The 18,861-nt window shown below is 64.6% G+C and carries 15 protein-coding genes and 1 pseudogene; 4 read left to right on the forward strand and 12 right to left on the reverse strand.

Annotated elements, in window-relative coordinates; all coding sequences use genetic code 11:
• Window position 1 precedes the first annotated feature (1 nt).
• Window positions 2–1,210 (reverse strand): cytochrome P450, encoded by a 1,209-nt coding sequence (locus ACVWZ4_RS09945; protein ID WP_456763457.1) that lies wholly within the window; start codon window positions 1,208–1,210, stop codon window positions 2–4.
• Between the two features lie 82 nt (window positions 1,211–1,292).
• Between ACVWZ4_RS09945 and ACVWZ4_RS09950 the strand changes: the two genes are divergently transcribed.
• Window positions 1,293–1,793 (forward strand): MarR family winged helix-turn-helix transcriptional regulator, encoded by a 501-nt coding sequence (locus tag ACVWZ4_RS09950; RefSeq protein WP_456740201.1) that lies wholly within the window; start codon window positions 1,293–1,295, stop codon window positions 1,791–1,793.
• 317 nt (window positions 1,794–2,110) lie between these two features.
• Here ACVWZ4_RS09950 and ACVWZ4_RS09955 read toward each other — a convergent pair whose 3' ends face one another.
• The gene (locus ACVWZ4_RS09955) at window positions 2,111–3,967 is read right to left on the reverse strand and encodes a feruloyl-CoA synthase (protein ID WP_456740202.1); all 1,857 of its coding nucleotides are present in this window, start codon (window positions 3,965–3,967) and stop codon (window positions 2,111–2,113) included.
• 148 nt (window positions 3,968–4,115) lie between these two features.
• On the opposite strand from ACVWZ4_RS09955, the gene ACVWZ4_RS09960 reads away from it, so the two are divergent.
• The gene (locus ACVWZ4_RS09960; protein WP_456738250.1) at window positions 4,116–4,610 is read left to right on the forward strand and encodes a MarR family winged helix-turn-helix transcriptional regulator; all 495 of its coding nucleotides are present in this window, start codon (window positions 4,116–4,118) and stop codon (window positions 4,608–4,610) included.
• A gap of 192 nt (window positions 4,611–4,802) precedes the next feature.
• Window positions 4,803–6,608, forward strand: a complete 1,806-nt coding sequence (atzF, locus tag ACVWZ4_RS09965) for an allophanate hydrolase (RefSeq protein ID WP_456740203.1) — start codon at window positions 4,803–4,805, stop codon at window positions 6,606–6,608.
• A gap of 3 nt (window positions 6,609–6,611) precedes the next feature.
• Here the strand turns inward: atzF and ACVWZ4_RS09970 are convergent, their stop codons facing one another.
• The 10 genes and pseudogenes from ACVWZ4_RS09970 to ugpB form a co-directional block, all read right to left on the reverse strand.
• Window positions 6,612–7,331, reverse strand: coding sequence for a GntR family transcriptional regulator (locus tag ACVWZ4_RS09970; protein WP_456740204.1), 720 nt, complete (start codon window positions 7,329–7,331; stop codon window positions 6,612–6,614).
• Between the two features lie 4 nt (window positions 7,332–7,335).
• Window positions 7,336–7,728: an oxalurate catabolism protein HpxZ gene (gene hpxZ, locus ACVWZ4_RS09975; RefSeq protein WP_456700800.1), complete on the reverse strand. Its 393-nt coding sequence runs from the start codon at window positions 7,726–7,728 to the stop codon at window positions 7,336–7,338.
• Between the two features lies 1 nt (window position 7,729).
• Window positions 7,730–9,125 (reverse strand): annotated as a pseudogene (locus tag ACVWZ4_RS09980) (AtzE family amidohydrolase).
• Window positions 9,126–9,132: 7 nt separating this feature from the next.
• The gene (locus ACVWZ4_RS09985) at window positions 9,133–9,312 is read right to left on the reverse strand and encodes a DUF4089 domain-containing protein (RefSeq protein ID WP_128930863.1); all 180 of its coding nucleotides are present in this window, start codon (window positions 9,310–9,312) and stop codon (window positions 9,133–9,135) included.
• Between the two features lie 15 nt (window positions 9,313–9,327).
• Window positions 9,328–11,097, reverse strand: a complete 1,770-nt coding sequence (locus ACVWZ4_RS09990) for a dipeptide ABC transporter ATP-binding protein (protein ID WP_456740205.1) — start codon at window positions 11,095–11,097, stop codon at window positions 9,328–9,330.
• An 88-nt stretch (window positions 11,098–11,185) separates the two neighbouring features.
• On the reverse strand, window positions 11,186–12,085 hold the full coding sequence (locus ACVWZ4_RS09995; protein ID WP_456700797.1) for an ABC transporter permease: 900 nt from the start codon (window positions 12,083–12,085) through the stop codon (window positions 11,186–11,188).
• 140 nt (window positions 12,086–12,225) lie between these two features.
• A complete protein-coding gene (locus ACVWZ4_RS10000; RefSeq protein ID WP_456700796.1) occupies window positions 12,226–13,239 on the reverse strand; it encodes an ABC transporter permease in 1,014 nt (337 codons plus the stop codon).
• A gap of 100 nt (window positions 13,240–13,339) precedes the next feature.
• Window positions 13,340–14,962 (reverse strand): ABC transporter substrate-binding protein, encoded by a 1,623-nt coding sequence (locus ACVWZ4_RS10005; protein WP_456700795.1) that lies wholly within the window; start codon window positions 14,960–14,962, stop codon window positions 13,340–13,342.
• A gap of 218 nt (window positions 14,963–15,180) precedes the next feature.
• Window positions 15,181–16,137 carry an aminoglycoside phosphotransferase family protein gene (locus ACVWZ4_RS10010; protein ID WP_456700794.1) on the reverse strand — a complete coding sequence of 319 codons (957 nt, stop codon included), beginning with the start codon at window positions 16,135–16,137 and terminating at the stop codon, window positions 15,181–15,183.
• 186 nt (window positions 16,138–16,323) lie between these two features.
• Window positions 16,324–17,637, reverse strand: a complete 1,314-nt coding sequence (gene ugpB / locus ACVWZ4_RS10015; RefSeq protein ID WP_456742197.1) for a sn-glycerol-3-phosphate ABC transporter substrate-binding protein UgpB — start codon at window positions 17,635–17,637, stop codon at window positions 16,324–16,326.
• A gap of 204 nt (window positions 17,638–17,841) precedes the next feature.
• Here ugpB and ACVWZ4_RS10020 point away from each other — a divergent pair, with 204 nt between their 5' ends.
• Entirely contained in the window at window positions 17,842–18,852 is a 1,011-nt protein-coding gene (locus ACVWZ4_RS10020) for a TRAP transporter substrate-binding protein (RefSeq protein ID WP_456739003.1), read from the forward strand.
• The last annotated feature ends 9 nt before the right edge of the window (window positions 18,853–18,861 follow it).

Here is an 18,861-nt window from a genome sequence, read left to right on the forward strand (position 1 = left end):
GTCAGGCGGGCGTGATCGTCACCGGCAGGCTGTCGAGCCCGCGCAGCGTGTTGTTGAAGCGGCGCTTCGGTTCGCCCGTGATCTCGATCCTGGCGATACGGCGGGCCAGCGCCGAGAGCATCGTCTCGCCTTCGAGCCGCGCCACGAGCTGGCCCACGCACATATGAATGCCGGAGCCGTAGCCGAGGTGGCCGGAGGTGCGCCGCGTGATGTCATAACTGTCAGGCTTGTCCCAACGCCTGGGATCGCGGTTGGCGGCGGCGAGGAACATCAGAACCTTCTCGCCTTCGCCGATGCTCGCACCTGACAGTTCGACCTCACGCGTCGTGATACGGAAGAAGGTCTGCACCGGGCTTTCGAACCGCACGGCCTCCTCGAATGCATTGCGCGCAAGCGTGAGATCGCCGCGAAGGCGCTGCCACTGATCGGGGAAGCGCGCGAGGCAATAGACCGCGGCGCCGATGCCGTTGACGGTCGTGTCGAGGCCGGCCGATAAGAGCGAGCGCACCAGCAGCGGCGCTTCACTGGCCGTGATCGCGCCCTCGTCGACATGGGCATGAATGCAGGCGCCGATGCCGCCCGGCGTCAGGTTGTCGCGCTGGCACTGGTCGGTGACGTAAGCCTGGTGCGGCGCCGAGCGCGCGATCGCGCCCTGGCGCAGCTGGTTCGGCGGACCGAAGGCGTTGAACACCAGGCTCGCATAGGGAATGAGATGCTCGCGCCCCTCAGGCTTCAGACCGAGCGCATCGGGGAAGATCGCGAGTGGATAGGCCTCGGCGAGATCTGCGATCGCATCGAAGCTGCGTTTTTCAAGGAGCACGTCCACGCGCTTCTCGGCCGCCGCGGCAAAGCGGTCGCGCAGTCCCTTCATCACCGTCGGCGACAGCACCTTTGACAACACGGCCCGGGTGCGGGTGTGCTCGGGTGGATCGGCCTCGAGGATCAGGCTCGGCGGTCGCCACGGCGCCTCCTTCTTGAAGTCGCTCAGGCCGACGCCGCGGCTCGAGCAGAACGTCGCGGGATCGTTCAGCACGGCATGGACCTCGGCATAGCGCGCCACGCCATGGAGCTTCCATTTGTCGAGATAGACGACGGGCGCGGTCTCGCGCAGCAGCTCATGTGTGGGATAGGGGTCGGCAAAAAAGTTCATGTCGAAGGGATCGACGTCGAGATGCGGGACGCCTGATGCGGTCGAGGCGGGTGGGCTCATAAGTGTTCTCTCTCATTTTGATCTTGTGAAAGGGCGGCGCTTGCACTTAGGTCATGAGCAGCGCCGCGAGACAGAACCCGACATGCCGCCTTCCCGATTCCGCCAAAAGCCTGCGCCCGCCGACGTCGGGCCGACGCTCGATCTCGATCGGTACGTTCCGGCCTTCATCACCTTCATTGCCAACAAGCTTTCGAACAGCGCGACCGCGCTCTACCAGCGGCAGTTCGGCGTCAACGTCACGGAATGGCGGATCATGTCGCTGCTGGCGATCGAGCCCGGTATTCCCGCTTCGCGCATCTGCCACGTCATCGGCTTCGACAAGGGCCCGGTGAGCCGGACCCTGGCCGGCCTCGAGAAGCGCGGCCATGTGTCGATCCGGCCCGATCCGAACGACGGCCGCACCCATTCGATCTCGTTGACGGCGAAGGGCCGGACCACCCATGACAAGGTGATCGCCGCCGCCTTCGAGCGCGAACGCCGGTTGTTGTCTTGCCTGAACAAGGACGAGCGCGAGGTATTGATCGACCTGCTGCGCCGGCTGCACGAAAATCTCGGCGCGGTGACGGGCAGCAGCGACGCCTGACGGAATCCGCGACAGGCGCGATCCGGCATCACTTCCAGACATCCGGCGGCATTTGCCCGCAGCACGCTTTCTGCCGAGCATCGTCTCCTCCGATCCGTCGCGGCGGTTTGTCCGCCGTCATTCCTGACCGAAACGGTTCGCACAAATTAGTTGCTTCGGCAACAAAAGGATCCTGCGAGATATTGCGGCAGAATGGCTGGCATATTTGGGGCCGCGTGTCCCGCGGACGCGCTGCAGCGTGCAACGCTGCTGCGCAGAGCCGGGGCACGAGAGAGCAATACCATGCGATGAACTCAGGCGGTGCAGCCGATCCACACTCAGGCAGCGCAGCCAATCCACTCCACCGATGCATCATCATTCAGCCGCGCCACCACTTCCGCCCGCCGCGTCAGCACGGCGCGCTGGTTGACGTAGCCCTTGTCGGTGATCTCGCCACCATCCACCGACGGCGGCTCGGCGAGCAGCAGCGCGCGCGTGGCGTGGCCGGAGGAATTGGTGCCCTGCTGCTTCAGTCTTGCCAGACCCTGTGCAATCGCGGACCGCACCTTGTCATGCGCCAGCACATCGCTCACGCTTGCCGAGACAGGCAGGCCGGCACGCGCACGGCAGGCGACGACGTTCGGGAACACCAGAAACCGCACCTCATCGCCGCCATGGCCGGTCACAACGATGTCTTGTGCGAGCGGCGCAAGCGCTGCGATGCCGGCGACGCGCAGCGTGCCGACGCTGACCCAGGTGCCGGAATTGAGCTTGAAGTCTTCCGCGACGCGCCCGTCGAAGAACAGGCCGCGCTCCGGCCGCTCGGCGTCGGCGAACTTCACGGCGTCGCCGATGATATAAAAACCCTCTTCGTCAAAGGCCTGCCTGGTCAACTCCGGCGCCTTCCAATAGCCGGGTGTGACATTGGGACCGCGCACCCGCACCTCCAGCTTGCCACCCGAGGCGGTGAGCTTCAATTCCGTGCCGGGTATGGGCACGCCGATGTTGCCGGAGCGCTCCGCGAGAAAATGGCAGTCGGTCGCCAGCGGCGAGGTCTCGGTCGAACCCCAGGCCGAAACCATCGGCATGGCATGACCGATGGTTTTGATCGACAGCTCTTCCAGCGCATCCCAGAGATTCTGCGGCAGTGCGGCGCCGGCGTAGAAGGCGAATTTCACCTCGCTGAAGAAACGACGGCGCAGTTCTTCGTCGTCGCGCAGCGCCGCGATCAGCATATCGAAACCGCGCGGCACGTTGAAATAGACCGTCGGCATCACGCTTTTCAGATTGGCGAGCGATGTCGCAAAGAGGCCGGGGGCGGGCTTGCCGCCATCGATGTAGAGCGAGCCGCCATTGCGCAGCACGAGATTGAAATTGTGGTTGGCCCCGAAGGTGTGGCTCCAGGGCAGCCAGTCGAGGATGACGAGATCGTCGCCGCTCTGTCCAAGAAATGTCCAGGTCTGTGCCTTTGCCTGCTGGCTCGAGGTCAGCATGCGCTGCGTGTTGATGACCGCCTTCGGCGTGCCTGTTGAGCCCGAGGTGAACAGGAATTTTGCGATTGTATCAGGCGTCACCGCGGCAAAGGCCTCTGCGACCTCGGGCGTCTCGGCCGTTGCCGCGATGACGCGGAACGCAAGCGCATCGGCATCGCCGGCGACGCCGCTGATAATCTGTGCCTTGTGCAGCGGTTTTATCGCAGCGAGTGCCGCCGCAAACGGCTTGGTGCCGGAAACATAGATCGCGCCGGGCTCAAGCAGCGAGATCATGCTTTTCAGCTTGTCGAAATCTTTCGACATCAGCGAATAGGCCGGCGAGATCGCGGCCGAGGGCACGCCGACATGCTGGGCGGCGAGCGCCAGCAGCGCGTGATCGATGCTATTGTCGGAGAGAATGACGACGGGGCGCTCGGCGCTGAGCCCTTGCGCCAGGATCCACGACGCCACCGCACGCACCCGCCGCAGGGCCCCCGCGTAAGTCACGGTGGCCCAGGGCGTCTCGCCGCTGTCGCGCTCGGCGAGAAAAATCTTGTCCGGCGTCTGCCGCGCAAAATGCTCCAGCCAGTCGCCGATGCAGCGCGCGCTCTCGCGCAGGGGCTCCGGCGAGCGCAGCACGATGCTGCCGTCGGCGCGATGCGCGGCGACCGTTTTTGGCGCTGCGAACAGGCTCGAGGGATCACCGGGTGGGGCTGACGTCATGGTTTCCTCCTCGCCCCTGTCAGGGATCGGTCACAGCCTCGTTTCGGGCTGCCTTGGCCACAAGGTTGGGCATGACAATTGTTGTCGTCAACAACAATCTTCCACTGAAGCCGCCGGAGCGCTAAGGTGGCGTGGCAGGAGACGCGATGTGACAGCCAGCGCAACCCGGACTTCCCTCCGCAAACGCGGCGGCTACGGCGCGGCGCGGCCGATCGACGCGGACGGGATCGGCCTCGATGCATTGGTCGGCCATGCCGGTTATGCGGTGCGGCGCTTCCAGATCTGGATCTTTCAGGATTTCATCAAGACGCTCGGCGACGCCGGCATCCGGCCGACGCAGTACTCGGTGCTCACCGTTGTCGGCGCCAATCCCGGCCTGTCGCAGATGGCGGTGGCCAACCGGCTTGGTATCGAGCGCGCTCGGCTGGTCCGTCTGCTCGACGGCCTCGAGGAACGCAAGCTGTTGAAGCGAATCAAGTCGAAATCAGATCGGCGCTCCCACGCGCTCCACCTCACAGCGCAGGGCAACGCGGCGCTGGCCACATTGAAGCGGCTCGCCGCCGAGCACGAGCGGCACGTCGAGGAGAAGATCGGCAAGGCGAACCGGGAGCGGCTGCTTCAGATGCTTGCTGGCTTCACCTGATCGGGACTGCCCAATATTTGCGCAAGTGCCCTGCATAGGGCGTTTGCGGGACGGCTTCCCGCGCATCAGCCCATCCATCAAGCCTATGATCTCAGGACGATATCCGGAACGACTGCACCGCCCGGATAATGTACACAATGGCACATCGCTTGCTTCAATCCGGGTGAGACCTGTTGCCGGAGTTTTGTCGCCATGGGGGCTGAACAGCCTGAAACGATCGCCGCGATCGTGGCCGCGCATCGCGCGGGCACCATCACGCCGGCGCAGACGATCGCGCGAACCTTTCAGCGCATCCGCGACCACAACGATCCCGCTGTTTTCATCAGCCTGCGCGACGAGAAGGACGCGATCGCGGAAGCCGAAAAGCTTGCCGCCAAGGACCCCGCCAGCTTGCCGCTCTACGGCGTGCCGGTCGCGGTGAAGGACAACATCGACGCGCTGGGATTTCCGACCACGGCGGCCTGCCCGGCGTTCTCTTACACGCCGGCGCAGGACTCGACCGCCGTAGAGCGGCTGCGGGCAGCGGGCGCGATCATCATCGGCAAGACCAATCTGGACCAGTTCGCAACCGGCCTCGTCGGCGTGCGATCGCCCTACGGCATTCCCAGGAATTCGATCCGCGAGGATCTGATTCCCGGCGGATCGAGCTCAGGCTCGGCGGTCGCGGTCGGCGCAGGGCTCGTGCCGCTGGCGCTTGGCACCGACACGGCCGGCAGCGGGCGCGTGCCGGCGATGCTCAACAACATCGTCGGACTGAAGCCGAGCCTCGGCATGATCTCGACTGCTGGCCTGGTGCCGGCCTGCCGAACGCTGGACTGCATCTCGGTATTCGCGCTGACGGTGGATGACGCGGCGCTTGCGCTGTCGGTCATGGCCGGACCTGACCAGGCCGATCCGTTCTCGCGCGACCGGCCGCTTCAGGCGCTCACACGCTTTCCAGCGAATTTGCGGCTGGGCGTGCCGCGGAATGGGCAGTTGATCTTCTTCGGCGACACGAAATCGGAAGCTGCTTACGGCGAAGCCCTCAAACGCTGGACGGCTCTCGGTGCCGCGCTGGTCGAATTCGATCTCGAGCCGTTCTACGAGACGGCACGGCTGCTCTATGAGGGGCCCTGGGTTGCCGAGCGGTATCTCGTGATCAAGAATCTGCTGGCTTCGGCACCCGATGCTATTCATCCAGTGACACGAGAGATCACTGCCGCCGGCGCGCGGCTCACGGCAGCGGACACTTTCTCCGCGCTCTACCGCCTGCAGGGCCTACGCAAGATCGCCGAGCGCACGTTTGCAAACATCGACGCGCTGGTGCTGCCGACGGCGCCGACGCCCTACACGACCGCGCAGGTGCTGGCCAATCCGATCGAGCTCAACAGCCGGCTCGGCACCTACACCAATTTTGTCAATCTGCTCGACCTCTGCGGTCTCGCCGTGCCGGCCGCAATGCGTGCGGACGGCATTCCGTTCGGGATCACGCTGCTCGCGCCGGCCGGATGCGATGCGCTGCTTGCGAGCATCGGCCGCGTGTTCCATGCGGATACGAAGCTGACGGTTGGCGCGAAGGGCGCGGCGCAAGCGCCGCTCGCCCCTTTGCCGGGTGGTAGCGACGACGGGATTCCGATTGCGGTGGTCGGCGCGCATCTCTCCGGCATGGCGCTCAACGGCGAACTGAAGGCGCTGAATGCAAAGCTTGTCGAGGCGTCGGAGACTGCGCCGGACTACAAGCTCTACGCACTCGAGACCACGCCGCCGAAGCCCGGCATGCTGCGCGTCGGGGCTGGAAAAGGCGCATCGATCGAGCTGGAGATCTGGTCGCTGTCACCGTCCGCGTTCGGCAAGTTCGTCAACGCGATTCCCGCGCCGATGGCGATCGGTACGATCAGGCTGGCGGATGGCCGCACCGTCAAGGGGTTTCTCGTCGAGCCGGAAGTATTGGGCGAGGCGCGGGATATCACCGCCTTTGGGGGATGGCGGAAGTTCATGGCGGAGGCCGCGACGGCGTAGAGCCTACACCGACACTGCGTAAATCTCGTACTCCCCGCGCACGAGTTCGATATGGGCGCGCATCGCGGCGGCGGCGCCCTGCTTGTCGCCGCGCATGATGGCGACGACGACACGGTCGTGCTCGGCTTGAGATTTTGCCAATCGGCCGAGATTGCGGAACTGGGCGCGGCGGAACGGCTGCACCCGAACTCGCGTCGCCAGCGTGATCTCGGCGATATAGCCGTTCTGCGATCCGGCATAGATCGCGTTGTGGAAACGCTCGTTGACCTCGTGAAAGCGATCGGGATTGCCGGCGTAGCTGAGAACGCGCAGCTCTTCGTGGATGGCCTCCAGGCCGTGACGCTCGGCGGCCGACATGCGCTCGGCGGCGAGGCCGGCACACAGTGCCTCCAGCTCGGCCATCGCGTCGAACATGCTCGTCAGCCGTTCGATCGAGGGTTGCGCGACGACCGCGCCGCGATGCGGCCGCGCCTCGACCAGGCCGCTTGCGACCAGCTGACGCAAGGCTTCGCGCACCGGCGTGCGCGAGACGCTGAAGCGTCGCGCGATGTCGGTTTCGTCCAGCGGCGCGCCCGGCGCCAAGGTTCCGCGCACGATCTCGTCGGCAAGCTGGAGGCGGATTTCTTCGGCGCGCGTGACCTTCAGCAATGGCGAGGCCCGGTCGACCCGCGGCACCACCGGTTCGGCCGGCAGTATCCCGGGCGGAAAATCGTCAAGCGTCATACGGTCAGGTCTCTTTCGACTCGTCGATGATGCTGACATGGGCAGCGACGACGCGCCAGCCCTCAGGGAAACGAATCCAGGTCTGCATCTGCCGCCCGACCTTGCCGGGAGCCGTGTCGCGATAGAACAGGGTGGAGGCGACCGCCGTGTCGCGGCCATAGCTCGAGATCACCGTCTTGGCGGTGCGACGGTTGAGACCAACCGGCGAGCGGCCGGCGCGGAAGCCGGAGATCGCCTCATAGCCGTAGAGGTTCTCGCCGATGCCGTAGCGCAGCGTACGAGGATCATTGCGGAAGAGTTCGCCGAGCACGACAACGTCGTTGCTGACGAGGGCCTGCTCATAGCGCTCGAATGCGGCTTTGACTTCCGCGATCACGTCGGGGAGATCGATCTCCATCTCAAATTCCTCTTGGGTCGGGCGCTGCGACGACACCCATCTTCTCCAATGCGTACGCGACGCGGAGCGCAATGTCCTCGCGCCAGGGCGCACAGATGATCTGCACGCCGATCGGCAATGGCTCGAGCGGCACCGGCACCGCAACCACGGGCAGGCCGATGAACGAGATCGGCTGGGTATGGATGCCGATATTGGCGCGCACTGGCAGTTCGACGCCGTCCAGATTGAAATTGACCTGACCAAGCTTCGGCGCGGTGCAGGGTGTGGCCGGTGCGATCAGCACGTCGACGGATCTGAAAATCTCCGCGAATTGCGCGCGATACCAGCGACGGAATTTTTGCGCGCGATCGACCAGCGGCGCGGGCACCATCGCGCCGGCGATCAGGCGGTCACGCACGGCCGGATCGAAATCGTTGGGACGCTTGCGCAGGCGATCGAGATGCAGCGAGGCGCCCTCGGTGGTGGTGATGACATAGGCCGCGGCCCGGGCACGCGCGGCTTCGGGCACGTCCACGACCTCTGTCGCGCCAAGCGCTTTGGCAACGCGGCTGACCGCTTCGACGGCTTCCGGAAATACATTCTTCTGGAAGTATCCGCCGGCGATTGCGATGCGTAAATCCGAGATCGGATTGGCAAGCAGCGGCAATGTCGGCTCCAAACCACGCGTGGTGCAGGCGTCATCGTCCGCATCCGGGCCCTGCATCGCATCATAGGCAAGCGCGAGATCGGTGACATCGCGTGCGAACGGGCCGAGATGATCGAGGCTCGCCACGAACGGGAACGAGCGCGCCCGCGACAGGCGGCCATAAGTCGGCTTCAGGCCAAAGATGCCGCAGAAAGACGACGGCACGCGGATCGAGCCATTGGTGTCCGAACCGAGCGCGATCGGCACCAGCGCGCCGCCGACCGCGCTACCCGAACCGCCGGAGGAGCCGCCGCTCATCCGCGTGGTGTCATGCGGATTGCGCGAGGGACCGTCGTGGATGTTCTCGCCGGTGAAGTCATAGGCATATTCGCCCATGTTGAGCGCGCCGACGAGAACGGCCGCCGGCGGCTTCCATGCGCTCGATCAGCGCGGCATCGCGTGTCGCCGGCGCGAGGTCGCGGTTGATCTTCGAGCCGGCTCGCGTGGGCAGGCCCGCGACGTCGAACAGATTCTTCACGGCGAAGGGAACGCCGGCGAGCGGGCCGACTGTCTTGCCGGCCGCAATGTCGGCGTCGATGGCGCGTGCTTTCGCACGGGCGCGATCGGCGGTGACGTCGGTGAAGGAGTTGAGGGTAGTGTCGTGCTGCTTGATGCGCGCAAGAGCGGCTTCAGTGGCGTCGAGCGCGGTCATCTTGCCGCCGGCGACCGAACTTGCGATTCCCGCGGCCGTCATCTGTGGATTGGTGGTCATGGCAGCATCAGGCCGTGAAGATAGGCGCGGGCTCGGTCTCGTCCGGCAGCGCGAATTCGTCGACCAGGCGACCAAGCCGCAGCGACACTTCGAGATTGGCACGCACAGCGGGCCGCCAGGCCTCTTCCACCGGCAGCGCCAGCGCTTTCGATACGGCGTCGATATAGTCGTCCAGCGGCTCGGCCATCACGCTCCCAAACAATCAGTGCACCGGCAACGGCGGATGCGGGATCGCCGTCAGCAGCTCCTTGGTGTAGTCATCCTGCGGATCGCTCAAGACCTTCTCGGAAGCGCCTTGCTCGACGATCCGCCCCGCCCGCATCACAATGACACGATCGCACAACAAGCGCACTACATTCAAATCATGAGAGACGAACAGATAGCTCATACCTAGCCGCGCCTTGAGATCCTGAAGCAGGTTCAGGACAACCGCCTGCACCGAGACGTCCAGGGCCGCGGTCGGCTCGTCCAGGATGACCAGCTTGGGATGCAGCGCGATCGCGCGGGCGATGCCGACGCGGGCCTTCTGGCCGCCGGAGAGCTGGTGTGGGAAGCGATCCAGCAGATCGTGCGGCAGGCCGACCATGGTCGCAAGCTCCTCGCAGCGAGCACGAAGCGCATCGCGGCCCCTGCTGTCGCCGAGTTGCATGATGGGGTCCGCGATGGCGCGCGCCGCGGTGAAGCGCGGGTTGAGGCTGTCGGTCGGATCCTGGAACACCATCTGGATGCGGCTGCGCTGCGGCAGCCGGGCAAAGGCTGATGGCGCGATGCCGGAGATGTCCTCACCGTCGAACTGGATCAGGCCCGAGGTCTGGTCGAGCAGCCGCATCACCATCATCGACGTGGTCGATTTGCCGCAGCCGGATTCGCCGACCAGGCCGACGCTCTCGCCGGCGCGCATCGAGAAGCTGATCCCGTCGACCGCGCGGAACATGTCGGGCTCGAGGCGCGGCTTGCGGCCGAACAGCTTTCCGAGCGTCGCGGTGGCGCCCTGGCGGGGATATTCCTTGACGAGCTTTTCGATGAGCAGGAGGGGCTTGAGAGTCTCGTCACCCCCGGGCTTGACCCGGGGGTCCATCGATCGAGATGAGTCTTGCGAAGCGTGATGGATGGCCGGGTCGAGCCCGGGCATGACAGTCGCGCCCTCTTCCTCGGGCAGCAGATCCCGCAAGCTCACGCCGAGCCGCGGCGTCGCGCGCATCAGCTTCCTGGTGTAGGGGTGCTGCGGGCTCGCGAAGATGTCGGCGGCCTTGGCAGTCTCGACGACTCGGCCCTTCTCCATGACGACCACGCGGTCGCAATAGGCGGCGGCGAGGCCGAGATCGTGGGTGATCAGGATGGTCGACATCGCGCGGCGCTTTGTGAGCTCGACGATCAAATCCATCACCGCCTTCTGCGTCGTCACGTCGAGACCCGTCGTCGGCTCGTCCGCGATCAAGAGCTGCGGATTGCAGGCGAGTGCGAGCGCGATGACGACGCGCTGGCACATGCCGCCTGACAGCTCGAACGGATAAGCGTGATAGCGCTCGCGCGGCCGGGCGATCTTGACCTGCTCCAGCGCCTCGATCGCCTTTTCGCCGTGGTCCGAAACCATCGCCTGCTGCACATGGGTGCGCAGCACATCCTCGATCTGATCGCCGACCTTGCGGATCGGGTTCAACGCGGCACGCGGGTTCTGGAAGATCATCGAGACTTCGCGGCCGCGCAAATCGCGCATCTGGCCTTCGCTCGCCGCCTTGACGTCGATGCCCGAGAACATCACCGAGCCCTCGGCGATCCGCCCCGCGCGGTCGAGGATGCGCATCACCGCATAGGACGTCACCGACTTGCCGGAGCCTGATTCGCCGACGATCGCGAGCGTCTCGCCCTTGGCGACGGAGATGTTGACGTGCTGCACGGCCTTGACGATGCCGCGGCGGGTGGTGAATTCGACGGTGAGATCCTGGACGTCGAGCAGCGGTTGGGCGGTCATGGACGGGTCACGTTGCTCAAGATATCGAAAACAACCCCATGCACCGTAGAACGAAGGTTGGAATCATTGGAGAATTTCTGCCAGACCATCATGTCCTCCGCTGGGGGTCGACGATGTCGCGCAGGCCGTCGCCGAGGAGGTTGAAGCAGAACACGGCGGTCATCAGCGCAAGGCCGGGGAACAGCGCGATCCACCACTCGCCTGACACCATGAAGCCCGCGCCTTCCGCGACCATGATGCCCCATTCGGCGGTCGGCGGGCGAACACCGAGGCCGATGAAGGAGAGACCCGCGGCGTTGAGGATGGCATAGCCCATGGTCAGCGACATCTGCACGATCATGATCGGCATGATGTTCGGCAGGATGTGCACCAGAAGAACTCGGAACTCGCCGTTGCCGGAGAGGCGCGCCGCCTGCACGAAACCGGCATTGCGACGGACGTTCGCCTCCGCGCGGGCGACGCGGGCATAGAGCGGGAAGTTCACGATGGCGGTCGCGAGGATGATGTTCTGAACCGTGTTGCCGAGCGCCGCAACGATGCCCATGGCCAGCACGAACAGCGGGAAGGCCATGATGGTATCGGCGATGCGGCCGACGATGCGGTCGGTCCAGCCGCCGAAATAGCCGGCCGCGATGCCGGCGAGCCCGCCCATCAAAAACACCAGCACGACCGAAGCGACTGCAATGAACGTATCGAGCCGCGTCGCCACCACGACACGGCTGAAAATGTCCCGGCCAAGCTGGTCGGTGCCGAACCAGTGCGCGGCCGATGGCGGTTTCAGCGCCGCGGCGGTGTCGGAGGCCAGCGGATCGTAGGGCACCACCGAGGGGCCGAAGATCGCGGCGATCAGGATCAGGATCAGCAGAGCGAAAGCGAAGCCCGTGACCTTGTTCTCGCTCAGCACGTAGCGGGTCTGTTCGAGGACGGCACCAAGCCCCGAGGTCCGCGCAGGGCCGACGGGTTCGACAGCAGGCGCAACGGAGCTCATTGTTTCACTCCTGGAGCATCATGACTTTGGGTAGCGAGCCGGGAGTTGGCTTCACCTCTCCCGTCTCGCCAACCCTCCCCCGCAAGCGGGGGAGGGAGCGCACCGCTCGCGTGACTCGCATCGACCGCGATCATGATGCGCTAACCCTCCAGCCGCACGCGCGGATCGATCACGCCGTACAAGATGTCGATCACGAGATTGAGCAGCACGTACATGACCGCCATGGTGAGGACGAAACCCTGGACCGGCGCGAAGTCCGACGAGATCAGCGCTTCCACCGCGTAGGAGCCGATGCCGGGCCAGGCGAACACCTTTTCCACCAGCACGTTGGCGCCAAGCAGGAACGAGAACACCATGCTGAGCGTGGTGACGACGGGAAGCATCGCATTGCGGAAGGCATAGGTGACGATGACTGTCGACGGTGCCAGGCCGCTGGCGCGCGCGGTGCGAACGAATTCGGATGCGAGCACCGCGAGCATGGAGGCGCGCGTCATGCGCGCGATCGGCGCCAGCGAGAAGATCGCGAGCGTCGTCGCAGGGAGGATGAGCTGGCCCAGCGCCGAGCGAAACGCCTCGAAGTCGCGGGCGATCAGGGTGTCGACCAGATAGAAGCCGGTGACAGCCGGCGGTGCGCTGTAGAACACGTCCAAGCGGCCGAGGGGTGCCGGCGACCAGCCGAGCCGGAAGTAGAAGACATAGACCAGCACGAGACCGGTGAAGAACACCGGCAGCGAGACGCCCGCTGTCGTCGTCACCCGGCAGAGATGGTCGATCCACGATCCCGGCCGTGTTGCGGCCAATACGCCGAGCGGAATGGCGATCGCGACGGAGACGATCAGGCCCAGCAGCGTCAGCTCGGCGGAGGCCGGCAGGCGGTTGCGAATTTCGGCTGCGACCGGCTGCCCCGTCGTCAGCGAGTTGCCGAAATCGCCATGGGCGAGATCGTTGGTGTAGCGGAAGAACTGCTCGATCAACGGCTTGTCGAGGCCGAGCTTTTTGCGAATCTGCTCGACGGCTTCCTTGGTCGCTGCGGGACCGGCAAAATAAGCGGCGGGATCACCCGGCAACGCGCGCGTCAGCAGGAAGGTGACGATGACGACGCCGATCAGCGAGGGAATCGCAAACATCAGGCGCTTGCCGATCATGGTGAGCATGGGGCTCGCTCCGCTCGTGCGAATGGTGAATAGCGAGTGGCGAATGGCTTACTCATGGCCGACAATCCGCATTCGCTACCCCCTATTCGCTAGTCGCCACTCACCCCTTCGCCATCGCGCGATAGTCCAGTCTGCGGTGAAACCAGTACTGGTAGCCGCTGATGTTCTTCTGCATCGCGACGTTGACGAAGGGCTGGTACAGCGGGATGCGCGGGATGTCGGTGTAGGCGAGGTCAACGAAACCCTTGACGTCGGCACCGTAGGCGGCTGTGTCGCCGCTGGCGGCAGCGGTGCGCGCGCCGTCGATCAGCCTGTCCATCTCCGCCGACTTGTAGCTCATGGTGTTGAAGACGGAATTGTTGCCGTGATAGCACCAGTAGAAGAAGTATTCGGGGTAATCGAGCCAGCCCGAGAACACGTTGGTGAAGAGCGGCATCTCCTTCTTGTTGAGCTCAGTACGCCAGTTGGCGCCCGGCACCTTGTTGATGATGGTCTTGATGCCGATCTGGGCGAGGCTCTCCTGCACCAGCACGCAGAGCGGCTCGTTGACACCGGCGAAATTCAGGTCGAACGAGATCGTGGTCTCGAAGCCGCCGGCGAGGCCTGCTTCCGCCATCAGCGCCTTCGCCTTCTCGATGTCGGTGTTGTATTTGTGCGGCTGCGGCCAGGCGACTTCGGTCGGCTTGTCCTTCGCGGCACCGAACATCGGATTCGCCAGCCCGAACATCACGGCGTCCATGATCTTCTGGTAGGGCAGCGCATAGGCGACGGCCTGACGGACCTTGGGATTGTCGAACGGCGGCCTGGTGACGTTCATGCCGATATATTGGATGCCGTTGGAGAACGGCAGCGACACCACGTTGAGCTTGCCGTTGGCCTTCATCTCCTGAAAATCCTTGTTCGGAAGTTCGTAGGAAATGTCGGCGTCGCCGCGCTCCAGGAGCGCGCGGCGGTTGCCGGCCTGGGGCACCATGCGCCAGATCACGCGCTTGATCTTCGGCAGCGGACCGCACACCCAGTCGTCGTTGCGCTCCATGATCACTTCGGTGCCGGCGGTCCACTTCGTCACCTTGTAGGCGCCGGAGCCCGCGGTCTGCTGCTTGGTGAACTCCAGACCCCAGGGGTCCTTCTCGCTTGAATTCTTCTTCACCAGCTCGGAGTTGACGATGCAGGGCACGATCACGGCGAGATCGGGGACCGTCAGCCTGTCCTTCTTCAGGAAGTCGACCCGCACGGTATAGTCGTCGATCACGACGAACTGCTCGGGCTTGGTCAGCGATCCCGCGCTCATCTGGAAGGTCGGGAAGCCGCCGACGCTGACCGCGCGGTCGAGCGACCATTTCACGTCCTTGGCCGTCACCGGCGCGCCATCGTGGAATTTCGCATTCTTGCGCAGCTTGAACGTGACCGACATGTCGTCGATCCTGAAGTCTTCGGCCAATTCGCCCTTGAACTTGTCGCGGTCGTAATAGGGCACGCCGCCGGGACCGGTCTTCATCTCATGGCTGATCAGCCGGTCGTAGCAATTCCAGGACACCTCGTAGCCCGGAACGTTGGTGCCGACGCCGTGGATGTCGAGATTGTTGGGGCCGCCCTCCGACACGATCAGCAGCGTCTCCGAGCGCGCATCGGCATGGGCCGGGGAGATGATGTGGGGGGCGGCCGGTAGCGCCGCGCCGACGGCCAATCCGGACACGGATTTCAGGAAATCGCGGCGCTGCATGAGCCTGCTCCAACGCGGATGCTTCTGGTTGGAACAGGACTCGCAAGGTTCGTGCCAAGGGTTAGCGAGGGATTAATACCTTGATATCACGCGTTTATATCCGAGACCGGCGGATGCATCGTCAGCGCTCGAGCTGCGCACATTGCATACAAAGATACGTATTTGCTCAAATAGTAGGCCAATCTCGATTTGGCCTATTTGGGAGGCGCAGCACGCCATCACGCCCAGATCAGCTCCTGAAGCTCGATCAGATCGTTCGCCTGCGCCTGCCAGCCCTCGATGCAGATGTGGCTGTTGAGGTCGCTGGCCTGGTGCAGCAGCATCAGAGCCATCAGGCGCCGCTTCAGCGCGAAATCTGGATTGGGATAGCCGAAGCCTTCGAGCAGGCTGCGCACCCTGCCCGGCCGGCCCGCCGCCATGAAGGCGCTGGGGCCGAGCAGATCGTAATCGCGCCAGCCGGCCCGGACGTCGCCGAAGTCGAACAGGCCGGCAAGCGACCAGTTGCCGCCATCGCAGGCGAGCAGAAAATTCTCGGGAATGTATTCGCCGATCAGGATCACCGGCGGGTCGTCCATCGGGATCAACGTCGCGGCGTCGCGCAGGAGATCGTCGAGGCCTTCAAGGAATTTCGGCGCGAGGCCAAGACGCCTGTGCCGCGCCCTGCAGCCCTGCATCTGCGCGCGCATGAACGCATCCCAGCGCGGCTCGATCTCGGCGATCGGGCCGAGCGGCACGCGCTGCACGGCGGCGATGGTCTCGCCGATCTGGCGCAGCACGCGCTCCTTCTGCGCCTCCGGCAATGAGGGCCAGGCCTCCGAGCCGAGCGTGCCTGCCAACCGCGTGATGATCAGATAGGGCCAGCCGTCGCGCTCACCGTCTGCGACGATCTCGGGGATCGGCAAATGAAGCCGGCCCGCGAGCTGCGTCAGCGAGCCGCGCTCGGCGACGAATTGCGCGCGCAATAGCGGCGGGAAGATCTTCAGGATCAGTTTGTCGTTGAGTCCGACCACGAGATTGGTGCCGGTCGAGAATAAGTGCGGCGCGCTGGTATCGAGGCCGTGGCTACGAGCGATGTCGAGGGCGATCGGCAACCATTGCTGGGGGCTGGAGCGCCAGGTGCGAAAGGCCAGCGTGTCGGCGAAGGCCGGCAACTTTTGCGATGGCGCGATGGTCATCGGTGCAAACCAAGCAGACGGTGCACTTCTCCCGCTTGCGGGAGAGGTCGCGCCGAAGGCGCGGGTGAGGGCTCTTTCCACTGGGGGGTTCTCGCAACCGGAGAGACGCCCACCCCAGCCCTCCCCCGCAAGCGGGAGAGGGGGCGCACCTTATCTGCGGCGACGGAGGGGCCCAATCTGAAATTCCTACTGCTCCGGGCTGGCGCGCTCGAACTGGCGCAGCAGCTTGTTGCCGCGTTCGACCGCGGCATCGAGGGCGGCCTGCGCGCTCTTCTGGCCGGAGAAGGCCTGCTCCAGCTCCTCTTCGATCGTGCCGCGGATCAGGTTGAAGGAGCCGAGCCGGATGCCCTTCGAATTCTCCGTCGGCGGATGCAGCGTGATCTCCTCGAACGAGATCGCCGAGCCCGGATTACGCTCGTAGAAGCCCTGTGCGCGGGTCACCTCGAAGGCGGCGCGGGTGATCGGCAAATAGCCGGTGTTCTGATGCCAGGCGGCCTGCACGCCGGGCTGCGACAGATACGCGAAGAATCGCGCCACGCCCTTGTATTCGTCGCGCGGCCGGTCGCGCAGCACCCACAGCGTGGCGCCGCCGATGATGGAGTTCTGCGGCGCGCCCTTCACGTCGGGCCAATACGGCATCATGCCGTAGCCGATCTCGAATTTCGAATTCGCCTTGATATCGGCGCGCGTCGCCGAGGATCCGATGAAGATGCCGCATTCGCCGTTCTGGAAGCGCGGCTCGGCGGCCTGGCCGCGGCCGCCATAGTCGAACAGCTTTGTCTTCTGCCATTCGGCGAGCTGGGCAATGTGCTTGACCACGGCCGGATTGTTGATGGTCAGCTCGGCATCAAGGCCCGCAAAGCCGTTGGCCCGGGTCGCAAGCGGCAGATTGTGAAACGCCGAAAAATTCTCGACGTGAATCCACGACGGCCACGACGTGGTGAACCCGCAGACAGCGCCGTGCTCGCGCAGGCGCCTTGCAACGGCGCCGAGTTCGGGCCAGGTTTTCGGCGGCGTCTCCGCATCGAGCCCGGCATCGCGAAACATGGTCTTGTTGTAATAGAGGATCGGCGTCGACGAGTTGAACGGCAAGGACAACAGATTGCCCGAAGCATCGCTGTAGTAGCCGGAGACCGCCGGAAGGTAATCCTCGATCGAGAACGGCTCGCCCATGTCCCGCATCATGCTGTACACCGGGTAGATCGCCCCCTTGGCGGCGGTCATCGTCGCGGTGGCGACCTCGTTGACCTGGACGATCGCGGGCTGGCTGCGCGAGCGGAAGGCGAAGATCGCGGCCGTCACCGTCTCGGTGTAATTGCCCTTGTAAGCAGGCACGACGCGATAATCCGACTGCGAGGCATTGAAGTCGGAGGCGAGCTTCTCGACCTGCTTGCCGAGCTCGCCCGACATCGCATGCCACCAGGCGATATCGGTTTTGGCGCGCGCCTCGCAGCTCCATGCGAGGGCCATGATGGCGGCGGCGACCTGCGATAGACGCAATGCTGAAGTCACGATGGCTTTTCCCGGATCAAGCAGCAAAAGGCGACCAAACCCTGCTTAAGGCGCGGCACAGGCCGTTTCAACCGGGAAGAAGAGCCCGTCGCGCTGCACAATAGCCCGGCGGGATGGCCTTCTCTTTACCATCTGCTAGATTGCATTGAACCATTCGGTCTCGCCATAGACTCCATCTCCGAGGGGTTGAGTGTGCCAGTGTTAAACCGTGCCGAACCCACACGGACCGGGGTGATCTTCGTCGCATTTCTGCTCGCCACGTTCGCGATGGGCGTGTGCGCGACGGATGCTGCTGCGCGCGAATTCCGCGCCGCCGACACCCAGACCGAGGATTACCCGACCGTCCAGGCTCTACGCTACATGAGCGTCCTGATCTCCGAGCGCACCGGCGGCCGGCACGAGATCAAGGTGTTTCACTCCCGCCAGCTCGGCGAGGAGAAGGAGACCATCGAGCAGACCCGCGCCGGTGCGATCGATCTCAACCGTACCAACGTGGCGCTGATCGGCAATTTCGTCCCGGCGATGAACGTGCTCGCCATGCCGTTCCTGTTCCGGTCCATCGAGCACATGCAGAAGGTGCTGGACGGTCCGATCGGCAGGGAGATCCTCGACAGCTTCGAACCTTATGGCTTCGTCGGGCTCGCCTTTTACGATTCCGGGGCACGCTCGATCTACAACAGCGTCCGTCCGGTCAAGAGCATCGCCGATCTCAAGGGATTGCGGATCCGGGTGCAGCAATCGGAGTTGATGAGCCAGATGATCCGCTCGCTCGGCGCCGAGCCGGTCGAATTGCCCTACGGCCAGGTGCTGACGGGGCTCGCGACCCATCTGATCGACGGCGCCGAAAACAACTGGCCGTCCTTCGTGACCACGGACCATTACAAATATGCCGGCTACTACACCCTCACCGAGCATACGATGAGCCCGGAGGTGCTGGTGATCTCGCTCAAGGCCTGGCGCAGCCTGTCGGCCGAAGACCAGACGATTTTCAGGGAGGCCGCGGCGCGCTCGAGCCTGTTCATGCGCGAGAAATGGCGCGACCTCGAGGAGCGATCGCAGCGCAGGGCCGAGGCCGCCGGCATCACCGTGATCAAGACGATCGACCGCAAGCCGTTCGAGGACGCGATGGCGCCCGTATACGCCAAGGCCGCGCAGGACCCCGCCACGGCCGCGCTGCTCGAACGCATTCGCAAGGTGGAGTGAGGCCGCTTG

The sequence above is a fragment of the Bradyrhizobium sp. USDA 4472 genome, from assembly GCF_054058595.1.

Bases quoted from the DNA above. Each gene is read 5' to 3' on its own strand.
- ACVWZ4_RS10005 (WP_456700795.1), bottom strand. From the start codon at position 14,962: ATGCAGCGCCGCGATTTCCTGAAATCCGTGTCCGGATTGGCCGTCGGC.
- ACVWZ4_RS09945 (WP_456763457.1), bottom strand. From the start codon at position 1,210: ATGAGCCCACCCGCCTCGACCGCATCAGGCGTCCCGCATCTCGACGTC.
- atzF (WP_456740203.1), top strand. From the start codon at position 4,803: ATGGGGGCTGAACAGCCTGAAACGATCGCCGCGATCGTGGCCGCGCAT.
- ACVWZ4_RS10010 (WP_456700794.1), bottom strand. From the start codon at position 16,137: ATGACCATCGCGCCATCGCAAAAGTTGCCGGCCTTCGCCGACACGCTG.
- ACVWZ4_RS09950 (WP_456740201.1), top strand. From the start codon at position 1,293: ATGCCGCCTTCCCGATTCCGCCAAAAGCCTGCGCCCGCCGACGTCGGG.
- ACVWZ4_RS09995 (WP_456700797.1), bottom strand. From the start codon at position 12,085: ATGAGCTCCGTTGCGCCTGCTGTCGAACCCGTCGGCCCTGCGCGGACC.
- ACVWZ4_RS09955 (WP_456740202.1), bottom strand. From the start codon at position 3,967: ATGACGTCAGCCCCACCCGGTGATCCCTCGAGCCTGTTCGCAGCGCCA.
- ACVWZ4_RS09990 (WP_456740205.1), bottom strand. From the start codon at position 11,097: ATGACCGCCCAACCGCTGCTCGACGTCCAGGATCTCACCGTCGAATTC.
- ACVWZ4_RS10000 (WP_456700796.1), bottom strand. From the start codon at position 13,239: ATGCTCACCATGATCGGCAAGCGCCTGATGTTTGCGATTCCCTCGCTG.
- ACVWZ4_RS09985 (WP_128930863.1), bottom strand. From the start codon at position 9,312: ATGGCCGAGCCGCTGGACGACTATATCGACGCCGTATCGAAAGCGCTG.
- hpxZ (WP_456700800.1), bottom strand. From the start codon at position 7,728: ATGGAGATCGATCTCCCCGACGTGATCGCGGAAGTCAAAGCCGCATTC.
- ACVWZ4_RS09970 (WP_456740204.1), bottom strand. From the start codon at position 7,331: ATGACGCTTGACGATTTTCCGCCCGGGATACTGCCGGCCGAACCGGTG.